The 25,211-nt window shown below is 45.2% G+C and carries 14 protein-coding genes; 13 read left to right on the plus strand and 1 reads right to left on the minus strand.

Annotation, left to right across the window (positions count from 1 at the left end; genetic code table 11):
• Positions 1-2 precede the first annotated feature (2 nt).
• Positions 3-1,031, plus strand: a complete 1,029-nt coding sequence (gene galE, locus SD449_RS09245; RefSeq protein WP_318310244.1) for a UDP-glucose 4-epimerase GalE — start codon at positions 3-5, stop codon at positions 1,029-1,031.
• A gap of 108 nt (positions 1,032-1,139) precedes the next feature.
• Here galE and SD449_RS09250 read toward each other — a convergent pair whose 3' ends face one another.
• Entirely contained in the window at positions 1,140-1,745 is a 606-nt protein-coding gene (locus SD449_RS09250; RefSeq protein WP_318310150.1) for an RNA polymerase sigma factor, read from the minus strand.
• Between the two features lie 116 nt (positions 1,746-1,861).
• Here SD449_RS09250 and SD449_RS09255 point away from each other — a divergent pair, with 116 nt between their 5' ends.
• The 12 genes from SD449_RS09255 (at position 1,862) to SD449_RS09310 (ending at position 24,856) form a co-directional block, all read left to right on the plus strand.
• The gene (locus SD449_RS09255; RefSeq protein WP_318310153.1) at positions 1,862-3,028 is read left to right on the plus strand and encodes a FecR family protein; all 1,167 of its coding nucleotides are present in this window, start codon (positions 1,862-1,864) and stop codon (positions 3,026-3,028) included.
• A gap of 198 nt (positions 3,029-3,226) precedes the next feature.
• Positions 3,227-6,535 carry a TonB-dependent receptor gene (locus SD449_RS09260; protein WP_318310154.1) on the plus strand — a complete coding sequence of 1,103 codons (3,309 nt, stop codon included), beginning with the start codon at positions 3,227-3,229 and terminating at the stop codon, positions 6,533-6,535.
• Positions 6,536-6,557: 22 nt separating this feature from the next.
• On the plus strand, positions 6,558-8,036 hold the full coding sequence (locus SD449_RS09265; RefSeq protein WP_318310155.1) for a RagB/SusD family nutrient uptake outer membrane protein: 1,479 nt from the start codon (positions 6,558-6,560) through the stop codon (positions 8,034-8,036).
• A gap of 209 nt (positions 8,037-8,245) precedes the next feature.
• On the plus strand, positions 8,246-11,638 hold the full coding sequence (locus SD449_RS09270; RefSeq protein ID WP_318310157.1) for a VCBS repeat-containing protein: 3,393 nt from the start codon (positions 8,246-8,248) through the stop codon (positions 11,636-11,638).
• Positions 11,635-13,815, plus strand: coding sequence for an outer membrane protein assembly factor BamB family protein (locus SD449_RS09275; RefSeq protein WP_318310159.1), 2,181 nt, complete (start codon positions 11,635-11,637; stop codon positions 13,813-13,815). Before SD449_RS09270 ends, SD449_RS09275 begins: the two co-directional genes overlap by 4 nt.
• 6 nt (positions 13,816-13,821) lie before the next feature.
• Positions 13,822-15,138: a DUF4380 domain-containing protein gene (locus SD449_RS09280; protein ID WP_318310161.1), complete on the plus strand. Its 1,317-nt coding sequence runs from the start codon at positions 13,822-13,824 to the stop codon at positions 15,136-15,138.
• A 12-nt stretch (positions 15,139-15,150) separates the two neighbouring features.
• Positions 15,151-17,067, plus strand: coding sequence for an SMP-30/gluconolactonase/LRE family protein (locus tag SD449_RS09285; RefSeq protein WP_318310163.1), 1,917 nt, complete (start codon positions 15,151-15,153; stop codon positions 17,065-17,067).
• Positions 17,068-17,123: 56 nt separating this feature from the next.
• The gene (locus SD449_RS09290) at positions 17,124-20,228 is read left to right on the plus strand and encodes a glycoside hydrolase family 2 protein (RefSeq protein WP_318310164.1); all 3,105 of its coding nucleotides are present in this window, start codon (positions 17,124-17,126) and stop codon (positions 20,226-20,228) included.
• A 1-nt stretch (position 20,229) separates the two neighbouring features.
• Positions 20,230-21,723, plus strand: a complete 1,494-nt coding sequence (locus SD449_RS09295) for a hypothetical protein (RefSeq protein ID WP_318310166.1) — start codon at positions 20,230-20,232, stop codon at positions 21,721-21,723.
• Between the two features lie 166 nt (positions 21,724-21,889).
• Complete coding sequence (locus tag SD449_RS09300; protein ID WP_318310167.1) at positions 21,890-22,555, plus strand: bifunctional 4-hydroxy-2-oxoglutarate aldolase/2-dehydro-3-deoxy-phosphogluconate aldolase; 666 nt, start codon at positions 21,890-21,892, stop codon at positions 22,553-22,555.
• Positions 22,556-22,577: 22 nt separating this feature from the next.
• Complete coding sequence (locus SD449_RS09305; RefSeq protein ID WP_318310168.1) at positions 22,578-23,714, plus strand: bile acid:sodium symporter family protein; 1,137 nt, start codon at positions 22,578-22,580, stop codon at positions 23,712-23,714.
• A gap of 101 nt (positions 23,715-23,815) precedes the next feature.
• Positions 23,816-24,856 carry a sugar kinase gene (locus tag SD449_RS09310; protein WP_318310170.1) on the plus strand — a complete coding sequence of 347 codons (1,041 nt, stop codon included), beginning with the start codon at positions 23,816-23,818 and terminating at the stop codon, positions 24,854-24,856.
• The last annotated feature ends 355 nt before the right edge of the window (positions 24,857-25,211 follow it).

The following is a 25,211-nucleotide window of genomic DNA, read 5'->3' on the forward strand; positions in this document are numbered from 1 at the left end:
GAATTGAGATGATATTGGTAACTGGGGGACTTGGTTACATTGGTTCCCATACAACTGTGGAACTATTGAAGTCCGGAGAAAGGGTGCTTGTGGTGGACGACCTTTCAAATTCTTCCATACAGGTTCTTAAAGGTATTGAACGGGCCTCTGGGAAGGTTCCTTTGTTTGAAAAAACATGTGTTAGCGACCGTATGGCGGTAAAGTCTCTTTTTCAAAAGTATAGAGAGCTAAAGGGCATTATACATTTTGCCGCATCAAAGGCCGTGGGTGAAAGCGTCGAACGGCCGTTGCAGTACTATGACAATAACTTGACCTCCCTGATCTATCTTCTTGAGGAAGTGGAAAACATCGATCGCCCGTTCCATTTTATTTTCAGTTCTTCCTGTACTGTTTACGGTGATACTGAGCAGCAGCCCATAACGGAATCGACACCCCTAAAGAAGGCGGCTTCCCCTTATGGCAATACCAAACAGATAGGTGAAGAGATACTTTTGGATGCCACAAAAAGCAATAGTGACCTTTCCGTGATTGTCCTGCGATATTTCAACCCTATAGGCGCACACGAATCTTTGGAAATAGGCGAGCTTCCTATGAACAAACCCCAAAATCTGGTCCCATTCATCACACAGACCGCAGCAGGTCTGCATGCTAAGCTGACCGTTTATGGGGATGATTATCCAACCTGGGACGGTACCTGTGTAAGGGATTATATCCATGTAGTAGACCTGGCCAAGGCCCATGTAATGGCCATGAACAGGCTGATGGAAGGAAAAAATCAGTTATCATGGGAGGTATTCAACCTGGGTACTGGAAAGGGAAATACGGTATTGGAGGTCATAGCCGGTTTTGAAAGGGTCTCGGGAAGGAAACTCCATTATGAAATTGGGCCGAGACGGGAAGGAGATGTGGTCGAGGCCTATGCGGATGTATCCAAAGCCAAGGAGGTGCTTGGATGGACTGCAGAAATGAATATGGAACAGGGGTTGGATTCGGCATGGAAATGGGAAAAGAAGATTAGGGGCCTAGACTAAAGGTATCCCAAGTCTTTTGTTTCAGGATGGAACAACCGAGCTAGATAGCGCTGACGTTCTTTGACATTGATCAACAAAAAAATGAAGTCGCTGAAATCAAAATACGCCTTAGGAGGAAAGGTCAGTTGACCTTTGGATGTGTTTTAGACCAAAAACCAACACAAAAATGGACTCGAACTGTTCTCCCAGATTTGATCTCAGGATGTTAAAGGCCTTTGTGATCTGTGCCTCAACGGTCTTGATGGAAATGCCTAAATGTGCCGATATCTCATTGTTTGTCAGCCCTTCCCTTTTGCTTAAATTGAACACCTCTCGGCATTTTGGGGGGAGTTTTTCAATTTCACGATGTACAATCTTGATCATTTGTATGATTGTATTTTCGTCGGATTCCTCAACAATTTGATTCAGTGTTTCGATATACTTGTACTGCAGCAGCATTTGCGCCTTGTCCTTCTGATACTGATTGATAAACTCATTGTGGACGGATCGTAAAAGGAAATTTTTGATGTCATATTCATGGCTCAGTTTTTTCCGATGTCTCCAAGTGTTCAAAAAAACGTTCTGGACAATGTCCTTGGCCAGTGGTGGATTTTTAACCAATGTGAGGGCATAGGCATACATTCGGTTTCCGTAGGTATCCACCAAATACCCATAGGCTTGCTCCTTTCCATTGTTCAAGGCCTTGATCAATTCCTTATTGTCCTTAAAATCCATGCAACGTTCATTTTGTGAAAATAAAGGTAATAATATTGATAATATAAAAAAAAATACGCCAATTAATTAGGGTATTGTGATTTTGCTTTGTAATACTTAAAACAACTGAAACCAAAATGCCATCTAGGAATATAGATTTGCTTCTTGTCAATTTTCTTTGTGACTCTGCGGATAGCCATGAGTTGGACAAGCTGAATGTTTGGATAAACAACTCAGAGCATGAAACTTCCTTCAAGCAATATGTAAAAACCTACTATGCAATCACGATCTCAATGAATGAACTGGATAAGAAAGAAATAAAGCAAAAGCTTTTCAAGGATATTAGGAAAGAAAAGAATCTGTTTTACCAGAAAAGAATAGGTTCTTTTTTGCGTTACGCAGCCATGGTTTTGATTTTGATTGGGATAGGTTTTGTCTACAAACAACAAAAAAATGATATGGTGGAAGTCTCTACAGCCAAAATAGTACCCGATACAGATCAGATCACAGTACAATTGGCGAACGGGGAAACCCAAGTGCTCGAATATGGAGGCAATGGAACCATCCAGGCCACTGATGGAACAGTTGTGGGAACCCAGCAAGGCAATATGTTGAAATACGATGCAACAACACGGCAGGAAGAGATTGTTTACAATACCTTGAACGTTCCCAATGCCAAACGGTTTGACCTCATGCTTTCCGATGGAACAATGGTCCGCTTGAACTCGGGGAGTTCCATCCGGTATCCGATAAATTTTATTCCTGGTATGAAACGAGAGGTATTTTTGGAGGGAGAGGCCTTTTTGGAAGTGGCACATGATGAGGAGCACCCTTTTGTGGTCAATCTACACGATTTAAATGTAGAGGTCCTAGGTACTCGATTTAATCTCTCGGATTACAAGGAGAACAGGGATACTGAGGTTGTCCTCGTTGACGGAAGGGTTAGTCTCGAACCGCTCAACACTGTACAAGGAAGTGAAAAAGTTTTTCTTGAGCCCGGTTACAAGGGATCTTTTGACCGTTCGGGCAAGGATATCACCACTTCCAAGGTCAATACCTCTTTGTACACGTCGTGGATTGACGGAAGGATAGTGATTCGGGACGAGCCTTTTGAGAATATTTTGATCAAGCTTCAGCGTTATTATAACGTGAACATCATCAATAACAACGAATCATTGGCCAAAGAACGGTTCAATGCAACCATTGAAACCAATGATGAGACCATTGAACAGGTCATGAATTATTTCAAACAAGTATACCAAATAGACTATGAAGTAGTCGAAAACAAAGTAGTAATTAACTAAACATCAAAAGTCATGCAATACTCACAATCACCATTCTACTGAACGCTGGACATAATAAAATCGGGAAATGCGGCAACATTTCCCGATAAAAATCAGTGACCTCTAACTAAAAATAATCACTAAAATTTAACCAAAGTTATGAAAAGCTTCTGGAAGTCCGGGCAATTTTCGCCTTGGACGAAAAATCTAAACCTTAAAATGAAGATATCGCTTGTTGTATTATTTACGATAACTATATCGCTACAAGCCAATAATTCCTATTCTCAATTAACCAAAGTGACATTGGACATGGAATCGGCCACTGTGGCAGAAGTAATTGATGAAATAGAATCTACCACAGAGTTTACCTTTATATTTAAGACCACTGCGGTCAACCTTGACCACAGGGTCTCCCTAAAATTCAGAAAGGCCAATATAGAGCGGGTGTTGAACAAACTTTTCGCAACATCCGATACGGTTTATGAAATTCTTGATCGAAAAATCATACTTACCGAAAGTCCGCCCGTGCGCAATGATGATCCAAATCCCGGGGGCGAAAAGACCCCTTCCATACAATATCAGGTTTCGGGTACTGTGGTGGATAGTCAAAATATTCCGCTTGGGGGTGCCAATATCATTGAAAAAGGGACCACCAACGGTACACAGGCTGATTTCGATGGAAATTTTGAACTCACCCTTTCAGATCAAAATGCGGTTCTGGTGGTCTCCTTTATCGGATACGGCAGGAAGGAAATAGCGGTCAATGGACAATCGAACCTTACCGTTATGCTCGAAGAAAGTGCTGCAGGGCTCAATGAGGTCGTGGTGGTAGGCTATGGATCACAGCGTAAGGTGGACCTGACCGGATCGGTCGTTTCCGTGGCTACCGAAGAACTGGAAGAGCTGCCTGTAACAAGGACAGATCAAGCTCTTCAAGGCAGGGTTCCGGGCGTATTTATACAAAGTACGGACGGATCTCCCAATGGCGAGGTCAATATACGTATACGGGGTTCCAACTCCTTGAGCGCTGGGAATGACCCCCTCATTGTTATCGATGGTTTTCAAGGAGGGTCGCTGAACAATTTGAACCCGAACGATATTGAATCGATACAAGTGCTTAAAGATGCCTCTGCGACGGCAATCTATGGTTCCCGAGGTGCCAATGGGGTTATTTTGGTAACGACCAAGACGGGTAAGATTGGAAAGCCGGTATTTACTTACAATACGTTTTTTAGCGTGCATACCGTTAGGAGAAAACTGGATTTGATCAATGCCGCCCAATATGCCGAAACGGTGAACGCCAACAGGATTGCCCTGGGAGGCAGTGCGGTCTTCAGCGATACCGAGATAGCTGACTACAGGGCAAATGGTGGAACGGATTGGCAAGATGAAATCTTTAAGAATGGATTTGCACAAAATCATGTATTGAGCATAAGTGGTGCGAGCGACAATGTGGATTATTACATTTCTGGCAATGTGACCGACCAAGAGGGTATAATCCTCAATACAGGATATACCCGATACTCGCTTCGTTCCAATATAAAGACTAAATTAAGTGATAAATTCAGTGTAGGTGTGAATGCCTTTTTGGCTCGTGAGGAAAACAATCCCACCACCTTGAACGGACTGAACAGCCCCATCTTCTCCGCACAGCTTTTTGCTCCTGTACTTCCAGTTTACGAAGAAGACGGAACTTACAGCCAACCTTCTGGTAGTTTTGGCCCTCCAACACAATTCAACCCCGTTGGTGTTGCACAGGAACCCATCAACCAAAATATCTCCAATACGGTCAGTGTCAATGCCAATGTGGAGTATAAGATCATCGATGACCTGACGTTGACGGTTCGAGGTGCCTATCGCTCCATTGATTTGGAAAACAGCGCTTACAATAATCAATTGGCCACCAACAAGACCCAGTTGGAAACTGCTTCCATCACCAACCAAAGGAGCATGACGCTACAGAATACCAATCAATTGACGTACACCCCAGATCTTGGTGAGGCCCATAGGCTGACCATCACGGGAGTACTTGAGCAGCAGTACGAGAGGAATAATGGCAGTACCGCTGCTTCAACGGATTTTTTAACCGATGGGGTCACCTTCAATAATTTGGCCCTTGGAGCCAATCCACAGGTGCCTACCTCTTTTCACGATGAGCGCTCTTTGCTCTCCTATGTGGGAAGGTTGAGCTACGCCTATGATGACAGGTATTCCATCAATTTGACGGCACGTTCCGATGGTTCCTCAGTGTTTGGGGCAAACAACAAGCGTGGATTTTTCCCATCTGCAGGTTTTGCTTGGAACATGTCCAATGAAAGTTTTTTGGAAGACTCAGAAGTAGTCAACAATTTCAAATTAAGAGGTAGCTATGGTATCATAGGCAACCAGAACATCGACCCCTTTCTGTCTTTGGCACGACTTTCAACCACGATTGCCATCTTGGGAAATGGTGATCCTTCGGTCGGGGTAATCCAAGCAGCAACTGCAGGTAACCCCAATCTGAAATGGGAACAGACCCGACAGTTCAACGTTGGGGTGGATCTTGACCTTTTTAACAACCGGTTGAACTTGGTTGCGGACTATTACAACAAAACTACCGAGGATCTACTATTGTTCGTTCCCCTTCCAGGCACATCAGGTGTTGATAATATCCTTCGCAACATTGCCGAGGTGGAAAATAAAGGTTTCGAGTTTTATTTGGGCGGAACTCCCATCGAGGCAGGAAAATTCACGTGGGATTCCGGTTTTAATATTGCCTTTAATAGAAACAAGGTACTCTCTTTGGATGGAGATCGGGACGAAATTCCAGTGGCTGGGGTAAATTCCCTACCTAATTTTGGAAATGTCCTTTGGTTGGAAGTGGGTGAACCCATAGGCCAGATGCGTGGATTCGTCCAAAATGGGGTTTGGCAAAGTTCCGAAGCGGCCGAAGCTGCCACCTATGGCTCGTTTCCAGGTGCACCCAAATATCTGGACGTGAACAATGACAACCAAATTAACGGTGATGATATCACCTTGATTGGGAGTGCCCTTCCCGACTATACCTTTGGTTGGAACAATACCTTTAGATATGGAAATCTTGACCTTAATGTTTTTGTACAAGGGGTTCAAGGAAACGATATTTACAATCTTGGCCGGGTAAGGTCGGATAGGACCTCTGGCGATGCTGATGCCACAGGCGTGGCCATCTTGGACAGGTGGACACCACAGAATGAGGACACCAATGTTCCTTCTTTCGAAGGTACCAACTCCCAAGAGCAGCTACAATCCACCAGATGGCTTGAGGATGGCTCTTACATCAGATTCAAGAATATAGCATTAGGATACAGCTTCCCTTCGGAAGTTCTGGATAAACTGAACGTCTCTAGGGCGCGATTGTATGTGTCGGGAACCAACTTGATAACTTTTACGGATTATAGTGGTTATGATCCCGAATCTACCAATCAAGTGGATACACAGGCAGGTTTGGATACTTCATCCTACCCTTCCCAAAAGGTGATAACCATCGGTGTGGATTTAAGTTTTTAAGAAATAATAAAAATTGATATCAATGAAGAAGTTACATATTAAGCAATTTTTGCTAGGAATTACAGCCGCTTTTTGTTTGGTCGGTTGTACCGAGTTGGAGGAGCAGCCCGAAGGCCTCCTTGCACCTGAAAGTTTCTTTGCCACCGAGGCTGATTATAATGCAGCTGCGGTCGGAATTTATAGGAATCTATATGGAAATTGGTCCAATTTCGATTTTAACAATACGTTTTTGATGAGCGGTGGAAGCGAGGATGTCACCTCGAGACCGCCGGCAGCTAACCTGAAACAATATGATGAGTTCAATGCCGATCCCAACAACAGCCTACATGTCAATGTTTGGAGGTCGTTGTACCGGGCCATCAACAATGCCAACTCCCTAATTGCCAATGCTGAATCAAGCGAGTTGTCCAACTTAGATGGTGCAGTTGGCCAGGCTTATTTTTTAAGGGGGATGTCCTATTTCTATCTTACCCAATGGTGGGGAGAAGTACCCATCATAACCATCGAGAACCAAAGCGATGCAGCCAATGTCGGTCAATCGCCGGTAAGTGATATATATGCAGTGATCATATCAGATCTGCAAAACGCGGAAAGTCTCTTGCCCAATGCCTTTCCAGAAGAAGGAAAGGCAGATAGGTGGTCCGCCTCGGCTTTATTGTCCAAGGTTTATCTTACCATGGCAGGCTGGCCATTAAAGGATGCGTCGGGTTATGCGCTGGCCAGGGACAAGGCGAAGGAAGTCATCGATAGCGGCGCATTCAGTCTTGAAAGCGATTTTGCGGATCTTTGGCGGGCCGATAATAAATTTACCAGCAGTGAGTGGATCTTTTTGTTCGCGGGCAGTTCCACCGCTGGTAGTAGTACAGGCAGTAAACACCATCATGCCACAAGGCCAGGTAGCGAGGGTGGATGGTCCGATTGGTTTTCTGAAGCCAGGTTTTTTAACGAATTCCCTGATAGTTATCGTAAAGAAATCTCTTTCCATACTGAATTTGCCGATGGCACCCCATGGCAAGATGGTCAATTTGGACAGCCCTATATCGCCAAGTTCAGGGATGCCGGAGGCCCCTGTGGTTTTAACGATGCACCCTGTGGTGGTGGAGAAGGTGATGGTTTCACCCCCATCATCAGGTATGCTGATGTAATGCTCATCTATGCCGAGGCTGCCAATATGGCCGGCAGCGGACCAACGTCAGAGGCGTACGAGATGGTCAATATGATACGTAGAAGGGCCAACAACCAGGATATTGGATCTCCTGATCCTGCAGTGGACTTAGCTCCCGGTCTTTCCCAAGCTCAGTTTGATGAAGCCGTTCTGGCCGAACGGAAATGGGAACTGGCCTTCGAAAACAATCGTTGGTTCGACCTTGTCCGCAAGGAGATGGTAGTCGAGGTCAATGAAGGACTATATCCCAACGTCAGCGAGAACAACCGATTGTTGCCCAAACCGGGTACTGAGGTGGAACTCATCAATGGTCTTGAACAAAATCCCGGCTATTAGACAGAAAACAGCATTGGATCAGAGGAATTCTAAAACAGCGGTCAAAATGGATTTGACTGCTGTTTATGAGCCTTTGACATGATACGCATCGCAAGCTAAACGTAATTTCCAAACCATACAAGATATGAATGCCCATCAGGTATCTGCTGCCTCGATGCTACGGTGTGTATGGTGCGGGACGATAAATGTATTGAACAAAAACAATCACTATGGATTTAAGCAAAGGATGTCGGGTTTTTCTTTTGACCGTATTGTTCCTCAGTTCCTGCTCTGAAGCTACCGATCATACGGATGAACTTTTTGAAGTGCTTGATGGCGATTACACGGGCATTGAGTTCAACAATCAGTTGGATGAAAACACTTTTTTGAACGGTTTTGTATACGAATACTATTATAATGGCGCAGGGGTGGCCACGGGCGATTTCAACAATGATGGCCTTCAGGATATCTATTTTGTAAGCAACCGCAGGGCAAACAGTCTCTACATGAACCAAGGCGATATGAAATTCAGGAACGTGACACGTTCATCCAACACCATGGGTGGGTTCGGATTTCCTACAGGTGTTACTGTTGTTGATATCAACAATGATGGCTTTTTGGATATATACATTAGCAAATCAGGTAGGATCGATGACCTGGAGCATCTAAGAAATGAACTTTTGGTCAACCAGGGCGTGAACGAAAAGGGCATCCCGGTATTCAAAGAAATGGCCAGTGCCTACGGATTGGATATCCCATTGAATTCCACACAGGCTTCCTTTTTTGACTACGACCGTGACGGGGATTTGGACATGTTCCTGGCCAACCACGATATAGACACCTATAGTTTGGACAATATCAAAAACAGAATGCTTTCACTGCCCGACAATACCGGTGAAAGACTCTATAGGAACAATGACGGAGTATTTACCGATGTGACCATGGAAACCGGTATTGTTTCCAATAAACTTGCTTTTACCTTGGGAGTGGGCGTTGGTGATATCAACAATGACGGTTGGCCCGATATATTTACAAGCAATGATTATTCGGAAAAAGATCATTTGTACATCAATAACCGCAATGGGACATTCACAGAAAGTTCCTTAAAGGTGTTTGGGCATATTTCCAACTTTTCCATGGGAAACGATATTGCCGACATTAACAATGATGGCTTATTGGATATTATGACAGTGGACATGACGGCAGAGGACAACTATACCCAAAAGACCAGTATGAGCGGTATGAACGTGGACCTGTTCTTCAAACATGTGGACCTCAAGCTACACCACCAGTATATGTACAACGCCCTACACTTGAACAATGGGGTCGATCCCATATCCGAATTACCGATGTTCTCCAATATTGAACAAATATCCGGGGTTTCCAGTACGGACTGGAGCTGGGGACCCTTGTTCATTGATATGGACAACGACGGGTACCGTGATATTTTCGTCTCCAATGGAATCAAACGTGATTTTAGAAACAATGATTTCAAGTTATGGCATAAAGCATACCATGAGAAACAGCGGGAAAGGGCCTTGGAAAAGGGTACTTTGGACAGGGATGCGTATATGGAAGAGGTCATCGATCGATTGCCCAAACGAAAAAAGGAAAACTATTTTTTCCTAAACAAGGGCAATCTCATATTCGATAAATTGGAACTTCAGTCGCAACCCCTGACCAACTCCAATGGTGCGGCTTATGCAGATTTTGACAATGATGGCGATATCGATATTGTGGTCAACAACTCCGAGGACAATGCCTTGGTATACAGGAACAATACCAATGGGAACCAGAATTATATCAAGGTAAAATTAACGGGTGATTCCCAAAACATCGATGCGCTGGGGGCCAGAATCGTAATCAGTTCCAAGGGAACAAACCAAATCGGGGAACATTATTTTTCCCGGGGCTTTCAATCTGCCACGGCCGATGATTTGCACTTTGGTTTGGGACAAATGACCACTGTTGATACCCTTAAGGTCAGATGGCCCGATGGTCAGTGGCAATATCTCTACGATGTTGCTGCGAACCAGACCTTGGAAATAGCCTATCGACCTACCGATAAAACAGATAGGGATGGTCATAGGAACCGGGAACAACTATTCTCTGATATCACGGATTCCGTTTCCCTTGACTTTAGTCACAGGGAGAATCCATACAATGATTTTGAAAATGAATCCTTGTTGCCCCATAAAATGTCAATGATGGGTCCTGCACTATCCGTGGCGGACGTGAACAATGACGGCCTTGAAGATTTTTTTATCGGTGGTGCCTTGGGGCAGGCTGGCAAACTATATGTACAGACCTTGATGGGAACGTTTGAAGACACGGATATACAAGTTTTTCAAGAAGATCGGTACCATGAGGATATGGGCTCCGTATTTTTTGATGCCGACAATGACGGGGACCAAGATTTATACGTATCCAGTGGGGGCAACGAAGAAGTTCCCAACAGTATGTACTACAGGGATAGATTCTATGAAAATATTGGAGACGGCAATTTTGTTAGACGAGAGCTCCATATACCGGAAATTCTTGATAGTGGGTCTGTGGTTGTCGCAGGGGATTACGACGGGGACGGGGACAATGATCTGTTTATAGGAAGCAGGATGATGCCACAAGGATATGGGCGGCTTTCCAAGAGTACATTGTTGGAGAACAGGAGCGGTAAAGGCAGGATTGTTTTTGTGGACGTGACCGAAAATGTTGCTCCAATGCTTTTGGAACACACCATGGTCACGGATGCCGTTTGGTCCGATATCGATGAGGATGGAAGCCTTGATCTTATCGTGGCAAACGAATGGGGCCCCATCGAAGTGCTGGTCAATAAAAACAGGACATTTGTCGATGCCACATCAAATTGGGGATTGGATTCCCATATCGGTTGGTGGTTTGGCCTTGCCGTATCAGATATTGACAGGGATGGCGACAAGGACATCATCGCTGGGAACCTGGGTCTAAATTATAAATACAAGGCCTCCTTTGAAGAACCCTTTCATATCTATTTGGATGATTTTGACGACAACGAATCGAAAGATATTGTATTGGCCTATCACCAGGACAGTACGCTATATCCCTTGCGCGGTAGGGAATGCAGCTCCAACCAGATGCCCTTTATCAAAGAAAAGTTCAAGACCTATGATGCGTATGGGAAGGCCAGTCTTCAAGAAGTATATGGAGAAAAGCTGAATGAGGCCATCCAGTATAGCGCGACTAATTTTTCATCTGGGACTTTCAGGAATAACGGAGAAGGGAAATTTGTATTTGAGCCTTTTCCTATCCAGGCACAGATATCCTCGGTCAACACCATTTTGACCGATGATTTTGATGGGGACAAACTGCAGGATATGTTGCTGTTCGGCAACCTGTACTCTTCCGAAGTGGAAACACCTCGCAATGATGCCAGTTATGGACACTTCCTGAAGGGGAATGTAAACGGTGATTACACAGCGGTACCTTCTATGGCATCAGGACTCTTTGTGAAAGGTGATGCAAAACATGCCCAAACGATAAGAATAGGAAAAGGGGAGAAGGCCAAAATAGGTGTTCTTGTGGCCAAAAACAATGACAGGTTGACCCTACTTAAATTAAACAACAATACATTAAAAATAAAAATATGACAGGTTTACAAATAAAACCTTATCTGAGATGGGCACTATGCATACTTGCCGTTTCCAGTTGTACTACTTCCGAAAATGGAAATGGATTAAAGGATGATTGGCCCACCTACGGAGGAAACTACGCAGGGAATCGATATTCGCCTTTGGACCAGATCGACCGTGAAAACGTATCAGAACTGGAAGTGGCCTGGATGTACGATGCTTCCGATAAAATAGAGGAGGGTCAATGGCCAAGACAGATACAATGCCAGCCACTGATGGTGGATGGGATTCTCTATGGAACGACCCCGAAATTAAAGTTGTTCGCTCTTGATGCGGCTTCTGGGGAGGAACTATGGAAATTCGACCCCGAGGCACAGACCCAAGGCTACAACAGTTCCAGCAGGGGCATCATGTTCTGGCAAGGGGGTGATGAAAAGCGTGTGCTCTATACAGCAGGTACTTATCTTATGTCCGTTAATGCAGAAACTGGCGAACTGGTGGAATCCTTTGCCGACAATGGACGCTTGGACCTGCATACAGGTTTGGAAAATGACCGGTTCGAAATTCAAGATTTAGTAGTGACCGCAACAAGTCCAGGAGTCATTTATGACAATGTCATTGTGATGGGTTCCACTGTTTCTGAATCTGGTGATTCCCTACCAGGGGATATCAGGGGTTTCGATGTTCGCACCGGCGAACTCCTGTGGGTGTTTCACACCATACCCAGACCTGGCGAACCCGGCTATGAAACCTGGCCCAAAGATGCCTATAAAAAAATAGGGGGAGCCAATAACTGGGCGGGCATGTCACTCGATGAGGAAAGAGGTGTGGTCTATATGGGTACCGGTGCACCTTCGGTCGATTTTTACGGAGGTGAACGGGAAGGGGCCAATCTGTACGCCAATTGTATACTGGCCCTTGATGCCAAAAGCGGCGAACTGAAATGGTACTATCAAGTGGTGCACCATGACCTTTGGGATCTTGATCTATCCAGTCCGCCCAACCTAACGACCATAGAATATAAAGGCAAACAGGTGGACGTGGTCGTTCAAGTGACCAAGGACGGACTGGTATATGTGTTGGACAGGGATACTGGGGAATCGATTTTTCCGGTAGAGGAACGGAAGGTATCCATGGAAGGGCTTCCTGGTGAAAAACCTTTCCCCACACAGAAGTTTCCCTTGAAGCCAGATCCCTTGGTGACCCGACAGAACATTACTGAAGCCGATCTTCCTGATTCCATTGTTTTTCCGGAGCTCCATGCAAAGGCTAAGGAACGGTTTAGGAATACCAAAGGAGGCGAAAAGTTTCTTCCTCCGAGCATAGAAGGTGCTTGGTATATCGGTGTAAGTGGTGGAGCGGAATGGGGCGGGAGCGCCGTGACCCCCGATGGACTGTTTTTTCAAAATGTCAATGAAATGCCATGGGAAATCAAGATGGTAAACGTCGAGGAACAGTTGAAGGAAACCACCACCTTGGGCAGTAAACTATATGTTACGAACTGCGTCATGTGCCATGGGGTTGACCGTAAAGGGGATGGTTCCGAATTTCCCGATCTGACAAGTATAGGTGAACGGATGAACAGAAGGGAACTGTTCACGCTCATACGTAACGGTAAGGGAAGGATGCCGGCATATCAACATCTATCTTTTCAGGAAATCAGTGCCCTGACCGCTTACCTGACCAATGTCGAGGAAGAACAGCCCCGTGACGAACACACGGACGATGGTAACGTTGCCCAAAAGAACAAGGATTTCCCTTACAAACCGGAATATAACAGGGGCCGTGGAGGTAAAGTAAATATTGATGGATATCCCGCCATTGACCCGCCATGGGGCACCTTAAATGCCATAGACCTCAATACCGGGGAATATGTTTGGAGGGTACCTCTGGGAGAGTTTCCCGAACTCATGGAGAAGGGAATACCCGTTACCGGGACCGAAAATACAGGCGGGCCTTTGGCCACAGCGGGCGGACTTGTTTTCATCGGTGCCACCCCGGATGAAAAGTTTAGGGCATTCGATAGGGATACTGGCGAGATTGTCTGGGAATTTCAACTTCCGGCCGGTGCTTTTGCCACTCCGATCACTTATGCCTTGGATGGAAAACAATATATCGTCGTAGCGGCAGGTGGTGTAAGATTTGGTAAAAAACCGGGAGGAAATTATATCGCCTTTGCATTACCGGAACAATAGAAAAAGATGAAAAGAACAAATAATAATATCATGGTTTATTACTGTAAAATCCTGTTTTGTTCCACATTGATCGGTATTTCACAGTTTTCAGGGATTGCCCAGAGTAGTGGTCAAATGTCTGAACAGGAACTTTTTGAATTACGGGCTGCCAATAGTACCATGGTGGTAAACGGCAGTCTTGGAGCGCGGGTTACGTCCTATAAAATCGGGGATTTTGAAGTATTGGCAGGACCTGAAGCCCATCCCTTTTTCAATGGTTCTACCTTATGGTTGTCACCGGAAGGTAAATGGAAGGGTCATGGAGCTTTGGATAATGGCCGCTATGCCCAAGTTCCAACACAAGAGGGCCATTTGAATCTGGTCAGCCAAGAGGACGAGGAGAGAGGTTTTCAGTTTTCAAAAACCTTTTTGCCCAATCCAGCCGATACCTCCTTTGTCATCCGGTATACCATTAAAAACTTGGCAAAAAAAGAACAGAAGGTAGCACCATGGGAGGTCACCAGGGTCCCGACAGGAGGATTGGCCTTTATTCCCAAAAGGGATGAACGGGATATCCCTACACCCAACAAAATGTATCCCCTGCCTCCACTAAAGGATCAGGGAGGATTGATATGGTATCCCTTCGACGAGGACAAGAGTTCGCCGCAAAAATTCTTTATGGATGGCGGCAAAGGTTGGATGGCCTATGTGATGAAAGGAATTCTTTTCGTGAAAAGTTTTCCATTGGTGCCCAGAGGGGAGTACGCACCAGGGGAGTCCAATGTAGAACTCTATGTGAACAAGGGCAAAACCTATCTGGAATTAGAGAACCAAGGAGCTTACCAGAGGCTCGAACCAGACGGTTCCCTGACCTATAGTGTGAAATGGTTGGCGAGAAAATTACCGGTAGGGATAAAAGTCGAAGCAGGTAACCTGGAACTGGTGGATTTTGTGGAACAATTGATAGAACAGGGTGTCCGAGCGCAAGAAAATAACCTCAAGCAGGCTACTGCACAACTGGTATCCCTTATGTTGGAACCTAAAGCCGAAGGCCTGGAGCATTTGTTTTCAGAGAACCTTAGCTATGGTCATTCAGGCGGTTTGGTTGAAAACAAGGATGAGATCATCAAAGGCTTGACCGAAGGTTCATTTCATTTTGATACGATTGAAATCAACAATGAGACCGTAGCCGTCCATAATGACATCGGTATTGTAAGACATGTTTTGACAACCAATTATTCCGATAGCGGAAACAGGGGAACCTTAACGTTTGGAATCCTTCTTGTTTGGCGATCGGAAAATGGAAAATGGAAATTAATAGCAAGACAAGCTGCTAAACTTTAACACCTTAATACAATGAAAAGAATACATACCATAAAGAAAACGTTGTGGGCCCTTGGCCTACTGATAATGGTTTACTCCTGTAAGAGCGAACCCCGACCCGATTGGGCCGAAGTGAATCAAGAAGTCATCTCCGAATACCAGGTGGAAGGCCGTACCAGGGATGATGTGCCCAATACTGGGATACAATCCAACCTTGAGGATGCCCAAGTCACAAATTTGGACAATTTAAAGGAGGTAACCTTGGAAATCGGTGTCACCGCCAAAGTTTATTGGGGCATGGGCGCCTTGATGGAACTGGTTGATATGGAACCAGGGACCCGTATGCCCGTCCGAAATGTGGAAGGAGATCGTTTTCTCTTTGTATTGGAAGGAGAAGTGGAGGAGCTGATCGATGGAGATCCACATATCCTGAAGTCAAGGGAACGAGCAGAACCAGGTGCCATTAAGAGTGCTTCGCCAATCCATGAATTTGTATATCTACAAGGCGGTCAAAGCTCCATAAAAGCCGGAAGCCAAGGTGCCAAAATTCTTGAAGTCTTTAGCCCGGTACCTCCGTTTTATCTTGAAATGATGGGCTATCCAAAGGACATTCCAGAACCGGTTTCCATTGATGGATTTCCCGTAGAGCCCAATGTGGAACCTGGGGTCGTCATGAACCTTGATGAACTGCAATATACAGAATTGGTGCCTGGCGCAAATTCCCGAATCATTTCGGGAAGGGGCGTTCAGATGAGCTTTCTTCGCATGAACCCCAATACCACTTTTGCCAGACATATACATCCAGAGGAACAGACCATGTTGGCATTTAGGGGATGGATAGATGAAATCATACTCGATACCATTGTAAAGATGCAAAAAGATGATCTTGTCAACCTTCCGCCAAATTTGGTGCATGGAGGAAATCTGGGACCCTATGGTTGTGATGCACTCGATGTGTTCTTTCCCCCAAGAACGGATTATGACCAAAAGAGCGTCGATAGATTGGAAGGCTATCATAGAATAGTTCCCAGGGGGGCAAAAGCCAAACTGCTCATTGATGGAAGCAAAACACAACCGACATTGGTTTTTACGGAAGGTCCGGCATGGCAAGATGGCAAGCTCTACTTTTCCAATATGTTCTTTGATGAGGACTTCAACGGTAATCCGAACCGTAGCTCCTTGGTCGAAATGGATGTGGATGGTTCCTATCATAACATTGTTGAGAACAAGATGCAAACCAATGGTATAGCCCCCATGGGCGATGGCACACTTGCCGTATGTGATATGTTTGGGCACCGTGTGCTCCAAATGGATACCAATGGTAATATCCTAAAGGTTCTGGCAGATCAGTATGATGGAAAACCCCTGGATGGCCCCAACGATCTTGTCATCGACAGCAAAGGCGGTATTTATTTTACGGATCCCCAGTTTACGGGCGACGCCGTAAAGAACCAACCCGGCAGATCGGCCTATTACCGCAATCCCCAAGGGGAGGTTATCCGATTGTTGGAACCGGATTCCTATGCAATGCCCAATGGAATTGCACTAAGTCCAGATGGAAATACGCTGTACATCAACAATACCTTCGATGACCGTGAAGGATGGGATGTCAACAGTGACAAGGAAAACTTTGTATGGGCCTATGACGTGCAGGCGGATGGTACCATCACCAATGAGCGAAAATTTGCCGAACTCTATCTTATTGGCCATATACTGGACAAGCAGGAAAAATCGTCGGGTGCCGACGGCATGAAGGTGGATGCAGAGGGCAATCTCTATATAGCAACCTATGCAGGTGTCCAAATATTTAATGACCAAGGGGAATTTCAAGGTATCATTTACGTACCTGACTACCCAGTGAACCTGACCTTTGGCGGACCGAATGGAAAGACCATGTATATCACAACACATGATAAAATATACAGTATCGAAACCAATGTTGGTATATAAACCGATATGGAAAGATCTAATCAAAATAAGAATAGCAACCAACAAAAAATTTGAAAATGAACAAGGTTAAAAATTTAGGCAGGACCAAGACCATCATCCTTCTATGGGTGTGGGCCTTCGCTATGGCACAAGTTTCGGGACAGGAAGGTAGATGGGAAACGGAATTGTCGAATGCCCCATGGAAACTATGGTTGGACCATGGTGCATTATGGTATGATGATGAGGTATTCCTGCCTCCTGTGGACCTATCGGAGGTTCCCGTTAATCCACCTACCTGTGGATGGGACAATTTACACGGAAATCCCATGGCCATTGGAACAAATGTTCCCGGAACGGTCGAAGAACATTATTGGGGAGAAATTGGGGGAGCCATTCCCAACACTGGGGGAAATTACGAGGGCGTTTCCTGGTGGAGCAGGACCTTTGACCTTGATGCATCCCTTCGGGGTAAGCGAATCTTACTGGCTTTCGAATCTGTCAATCTGAGAGCGGAAGTTTTCGTCAATGGAAAGCTGGTAGGCTATGATGTTATCGGAAACACACCCTTTGATGTGGATGCGACCAATGCGGTTTCTTTTGGTGAAACGAACTATTTGGATATCAGGATTACCGATCCCGTCGGAAGTTTTTCATGGAATGACAATACGCTGATGCGATGGGGCGAGAATTTCGTTCCTGCGGTACATGGCTTTGGAGGGATTACGGGAAAGATTATGCTCAAGGCATTGGATGAGCACATCAATATCAGTGATATCTATGTACAGAACCAACCCAATCCAAAAAAGGTCAAGGTCATCACCACGGTCGAAAACCATTCGGGGATACCAAAAAATGGGCAATTGGAGATTTCTTTACATGAAAAGGGAAACCCTAATGCTGAGGTATGGTCGAGGACCATGGATGCCATCTTGGATGGACCAACGACACTTTTTGAAGTTTCGGCCTCGGTCCCGCAAGCCAAACTTTGGGAGTTGACCATCAATAAACCGGAAAATGAAAGGAAGGCCCAACTCTATGAGGCAAAGGTATCGTTTATTTCCAATGACCAAATATTGGATCATCAAAGCCAACGGTTTGGCTTCCGTTGGTTTGATATAAAGGAAAAGAATGGTGATAAGCGATTTTACCTTAATGGAAATCGGGTCTTTATGTTGGCGGCAATGACCCGTGGCTTTTGGCCCAAAAACGGTATTTTTCCAACTCCCGAGATGGCCGAAAGGGACAAGCAAGCCCTTTATGACCTGGGATTGAACACAATGTTGATGCACCGTGCCATTGGCCAACCTCTTGTTTTTGAATATTCCGATTCGGCTGGACTTTTTACCTATGAAGAACCGGGGGGATACCGGGTGACCCCAAATCGCTGGGACAGTATTGCCGGACCGGACGAACAAGCATACCAATGGAGGAGCGAGAAAGTACGACGAATGGTAATGAGGGACCGTTCGTTTCCATCCATGATTATTTACAACCTTAAGAACGAGGCAACCAATCCTCCCAATGAGGAGGATATCAAGGATATGGAAATGGTACATGAAATGGATCCGTCCCGTGTGATCACCTACAACAGTGGTAGCGATATCGGGAAATCAGGAGATGAATACTATAGGAACAAGCCCAATGATCCTTTTGAGCTCCATGCCCTTCCTTTCAGTCCTGGACTGATTTATGGAGGATGGTGGGACCAGCATCATTGGTACTCTTATTCAGGTTACACGGATGACATGTACAGAAACCCGAAATTTTATCTAAGGGGTGTCATCAATGCGGCCAGGGTACCTTTGGCCAAGGATTCCTTATACCCATTGAACAAGAAAAAGGTGATTTTCTTTGGTGAGGAAGGGGCATTTGGAACAATGGTGCGCCTGCAGAAGATCAAAGAAGAGATTGAGCGGACCAGCAGTACTGGGTTCAGGGAAGAGGAACATTTGGACTGGTATGACCATTATGACAGCTTTTTGGATGAAACGGGTTTTAGGGAGGCCTACCCAAATGTGGACAGCCTTACCATGAGTTTGGGCCGTAACCTTCACTACTTCCATGGCCGTAATATAGAAAATGTGCGTATGGGCAATATTGCGGATGCCTATAATATGAATGGCTGGGCTTCGGCCTCCACACGTACCGATGTTGTGGATATGTACAGGTACCCAACCGCCGATCCATCCATCATAAGACATTATACGCAACCTTTGTACGTGGCCGTAAAGTTGAGAAACAAGGTGATACCCACGGGTAAAGCCCCGTTGGCCGATATATACCTCATAAACGAAGAAAACCTTCGAGGTAGGCATCGCCTTGAGTTGACGCTGATTGATGCTGATGGCAATAGCTTGTTTCAAGATACTTATTCCGTTAGGGTAAAGGGAGGTGAACAATTTGGTCAAATGCTGGTCGAGGCCGTACAATTGCCGTCGATTCAAGAAGCGGGCCATTATAGGTTAAACGCTAGATTGGTGTCAAACGGACGTACCACTGCAACAGGCTTCGACAAGATATTTTCGGTGGATTTGGGCGAAGGAAGTTCGATTCAAGGTACCGTATCCGTTTTGGAGAACGATGGAATACTCAAGGATTTTCTTTCGGGGCATATGGGCCGGGAGGTCGAATCCTATACCAAGGACATGGGGCAAAAGGATATTTTGGTCATTGGCAACCAAGGAGAACAGGGTATCGACCCACAGCTATTGGATGCCATTCTTGACCAAGTGGAAAATGGAATGTCCCTTGTCGTACTTGCCCATGCCGAGAAAGTGGCCGAACAAATTGATGCCAGGTTAAAAAGGGTACCTGCCTTCTATGATGGTGAAGGTATTCAACGATGGGGCGGTTCCGGTCGATTGTTTACCGGTCTGAGCCCGGTTTTGACCGATCTTCCCCAAGGTGAAGGAATGAGTTGGGAATACCAGTGCTTTTATAAAGGTGCACACATGGGCGATTATGCACAAGTTGAGGGAATCATGCTCGATTATCTTGGATTGGACCTTATCGTGGCCTTGGGAAACCAGGGATCTAAGGAGATTTTGACGGCACTTAGCCGTGTTCCTTTTGGTAAAGGTACCGTAACACTTTCCACATTGCATCTTATTCCCCATATTGAGAGCAAAGAGCCCAATGCCGTCGTGGCAAAAAAACTGTTGACCAACCTATTGAAATATTGATATGGAAGGCAAAAGACAACACAACCCACGGATATTTAGGGACTTACGATTACAAATGAAATCGGGGATGATCCTATTGACGGCCCTAGGGTTCTTGACAGCCAAGGGACAGGTCAATGGTGAGGCCCAAGAGCATGCTCGAAATCTCTATTGGAGGGCACCGGATGTAATAGCGGGAACCCTGCCTGAAATGAGAACTGCCGATTATTGGGTAAACCGGATGGACTCTCCGGATAAGCTGATTCTATCCTTGGAAGCTATCCAACAAATGAACCAAGGGTATAGCGATCGCATGGAAAACTGGAAGAAAAATCTGGACAGTATATCGGCACGCCGCATTTCTTGGCAAATGTTAAGCCGACCCGGATTAATGCCTAAAGTTCCCGATATCGACGACCTCTCATCCAGCGAACTTCTTGATTTGGTAAAAGAAAGCCTCGATAAACAGACAACGCTTTTGGATAGGGGCACTTACGGTAATAAACTGGCCGTTGAATACGGCAAAGAGGAATTGGAATCCTTTAAGCGGGAAATGGCCATTGCCGAACTCCCCGACGTCATTAAGGTCAGCTCTGGGATTACCGTTTCAAAAACTCTTCTCAGAATCATCCCTTCGCTACGTGAAGAGAATATCGGATTGACCAATAATGGAAAGACCCGTTGGGACCTGTGGAACCTGGATGTCCTAGAACTGGGAGATAAAGTACAGGTAGTGCATCGATCTGCGTCCGGAGGTTTTTTGTTGGTAGTGACGGACCATGGCATCGGTTGGGTGCGTGCCCAACATATTGCCCTGGCAGAAGAGGATGAAATTGACCGTATGCGCAGTGCCACTGACTTTTTGGTGGTTACTGGTGAAAGCGTACCCTTTTATACGGATGAAGAGGCCTCCTTGGTATCTGGATGGATGGGCATGTCCACACGGATTCCATTTAAAGCGGGTAACCCTAGAATGATTAGGGTACCCACCAGAAACATAGATGGCTCTCTGGAAATTCAGGAGGCCTGGCTTGCCGAAGGAGCAGACGTCTCCATTGGATATTTGCCCTACACCCAGCGAAACATAATTTCCCAATCCATAAAATTATTGGATTTGGTATACGATTGGACCGGGGGGTGGTACGGGCGAAATCATGTGACCATGCTTTCCGACCTTTTTGGCTGTTTCGGTTTTCAGCTTCCGCGCAATGGTGTCCTGCTTTCCTTTTTTATCGAGGATCCTGGGTCAATCAGCCCTGACATGGGAAGGGAAGAACAAATACAGCACATTTTGGAACAACCATCATTCACCACAATCCAAATTAGTAACAGTGGACACAGTCAATTGTTGTTGGGGGACCATAAGAATATGCCGATTGTCCTTGATACCCATGGATATGGTTTTGAGAACGAGGATGGGAACGCTTTTGAAATACGTAGAAGCGTGATTGGGACGGTTGAAATACCTGACTATATGTTAAAGCAAAAAATGACATTCATCGAACTGAATAAATAATGACATCAATGATTGCGGGTTGGTTAAATCTTATCCCAAAGGAAATTTTCATAGTTGTTAGTTTGGAAAAAGGGTGTGGTCCAATAATTAACGGAAACACCCTTTTAACAAATCCATCGGGAATAAACCGCAACAAGTTTTCAACAATTTACAACAGACAATATACATGGCAAGATATTCAAGATTGGAAGTGGTCCGGACAATGAGCGGAACTGGGCTTGTCCCGCTCTTTTTTCATAAGGATCCTTCCTTGGGAAAGGAAGTGCTACAAGCCTGCTACAACGGCGGTGCACGATTATTGGAATTTACCAGCAGAGGGGATTTTGCACACGGGGTTTTCGAACAGCTCAATGCGTATGCACTGGAAAAACTTCCGGGAATGATTCTTGGTGTTGGATCGATCACAGATGCCGCATCGGCATCGCTTTACATGCAATTAGGAGCCAATTTTGTCGTCACTCCGGTGTTTAGGGAAGATATCGCAAAGGTTTGCAACAGGCGAAAGGTACTCTGGTCTCCTGGTTGCGGTACCGCCACTGAGATAGCAAGGGCTGAAGAATTCGGTTGTGAAATCGTCAAGTTGTTTCCAGGTAGTACCTACGGCCCGGATTTCGTAAAGGCCATAAAGGGTCCCTCACCATGGACCAGTATTATGCCGACAGGTGGGGTGTCCCCAACAGAGGAAAACCTCAAAAGATGGTTTGAGGCAGGAGTGACCTCTGTAGGGATGGGGTCCAAATTGATTTCCAAGGAATTGTTGGATGCCAAAGATTTCGATGCCTTGACCACTAAAGTCAGAAACACGCTTGATATAATCGATAAACTCAAATAAGTTAAAAGAAGCATTTTATCCTATGAAAAATATAAACAAATATACCTTGGCATTTGGTGTCGCAATCCTTTTGTTTTTAGTCTGTTTTATTCTGATTTTTTCGGGGAGAGGCTCAGAAATTGGACCCATGCTCATCGGTTTTTTTGCGGCCCTTGCCTTCGGATTTAGTGGATATCCCGCATTGAAGAGCTACATTTTTACCGCGATGATCTTTGTTGGGGTCTCACTTGCGATGTTCTATCCGGAATATTTCATTGAGGTGGCCGGGTTTAAATTGACCGGTCTTATCATTCCCTTGATTCAGATTATCATGTTCGGGATGGGCACTTCCATGAGTTTTAAGGATTTTGCAGCGGTCGTAAAAACCCCGAAAGGCGTTGTCGTTGGAGTCATAGCACAATTGGCCATTATGCCCATAATCGGTTTTCTCTTGGCAAATTTTAGCGGCCTGCCTCCAGAAATCGCAGCTGGCATTGTGTTGATCGGTTGTTCACCAAGTGGGGTTGCTTCCAATGTCATGGCTTATTTGGCCAATGCCAATTTGGCCCTGTCCATTACCATTACATCCATCGCCACTTTGATAGCCCCCTTTGTCACTCCTTTGCTAATGAAATTATTGGCTGGGGAATTTGTCGAGATCGAGGTGCTATCCATGATGTGGAGTATCGTCAAAATGATCATTCTGCCCATTGGTCTGGGACTGTTTTTCAATAAGGTCATGGGAAAATGGATTGCATGGTTGGATGAGGTGATGCCCAAAATTTCCATGGCAGGTATCGGCTTGATCATAATTGTGATAACTGCTGCGGGTCGGGACAGTTTATTGGATATAGGTGGGGTGTTGATCGTCCTGGTGTTGATACACAATCTTTTTGGATACTTTCTCGGTTATGGTTTTGCGCGTTTGGTCAGGATGCCTGAAAGGGACGCGCGGACCATTGCCATTGAAGTGGGTATGCAGAATGGAGGTCTTGCCTCAGGTATCGCCAATTCCATAGGTAAAATTGCGACGATGGGCCTTGCCCCTGCCGTTTTTGGACCATTGATGAACATTACCGGTTCTATTTTGGCCTCCTATTGGCACAAGAAACCAATACTGACCTCAAAAACGATGGATGACAGCCTGGAAAAAGAAACGGGTATAATCGATACGGAATAGTTTGTTTAGTTTGAAGAGGGGCATGCCCAATAATTGTGCAATTGAAGGAAGCGTGCCCTTTTTTATTATTTAAAAAATAAAAATGATAAAAATATAATTACATGAAAAAAGTAGTGACCTTTGGTGAGATTATGTTGCGTTTGGCCCCTGAGGGCTTTAAACGGTTCTCCCAAGCAGATAGGTTTGAGGTGATTTACGGTGGAGGTGAGTCCAATGTTGCCGTCTCCTTGGCTAATTATGGCGTTCCAGTGGAATTTGTGACCCGTTTGCCCACCAATGATATCGGGAATTGTGCTTTGATGGAAATGTGCAAGCGCAACGTCGGGACCCAACATATCGTTTTCGGGGGAGACCGTTTGGGCATATATTTTTTGGAAACCGGAGCCGTTAGCCGCGGAAGTAAAGTAGTATATGACAGGGCACATTCAGCTATGTCTGAGATAGCACCTGGAATGGTGGATTGGGAAAAAGCCTTTCAGGGGGCCGATTGGTTCCATTGGACGGGGATCACTCCTGCCATCTCCCAGGGAGCAGCCGATGCTTGTTCGGAGGCGCTGGAAGTTGCTGCAAAAATGGGTCTTACCATATCAACCGATCTTAACTACAGGGCCAAACTTTGGAACTATGGTAAAGAACCGGAAGAGATCATGACCCAACTGGTCTCCCATTGTGATATCATTTTGGGGAACGAAGAGGACGCACAAAAACATTTTGGAATCCATCCTGAAGGTCTGGATGTTCATAAAGCGGGACATGATGTGACCGCGGAGGCATTTTTATCGGTGTGCCAGCAGATGATGAAGAAATTTCCCAAGGCAAAAAAGGTAATTACCACACTCAGGGGTTCTATTAGCGCTTCCCATAATACATGGGCAGGTGTGATGTTCGATGGAACCAATATGTATAAATCAACAACCTATCAAATCACGCACATCGTGGACAGAGTAGGTGGTGGAGATAGTTTTATGGGTGGGCTTATCTACGGTCTCAAGACCTGGCCTGAAGATGACCAACAAGCACTTGATTTTGCCGTAGCGGCCTCCTGTTTGAAACATACCATAATGGGTGATGCCAACCTAGCCACGATTGATGAGGTAATGAAATTGCTCTCAGGAGATGCATCCGGTAGGGTTTCCCGTTGATTATTGGACAACACCTTCATAGAAGAAAGTTTGTGATGGGAAATAGATACTACAGTTTACAAGAAAATCATCATAAAATACTATTAACACCCATGAAAAATAAAGAAAATGGGAAGTTAATCACATAGGTCCGTTTATAAGATTTAAACATCGTTATGCACAACTAGAAAAGGTGGTGATAGAGAACAAACTTCTTGGAAAATATCATTTACTATATAGTGATTTAGATATTAGCTCCTGTTATTGAAAATTGAAATGGTTGTTCGCTCAACGCTTAGACTACCCCGTCCTAAAGAAATGACATTTGATACCAGTAAAACACGAATGATGGTATTATAATATCATTTTTTAAATT

Source organism: Flagellimonas crocea (assembly GCF_033441595.1).
Classification (GTDB): Bacteria; Bacteroidota; Bacteroidia; order Flavobacteriales; family Flavobacteriaceae; genus Flagellimonas; species Flagellimonas crocea.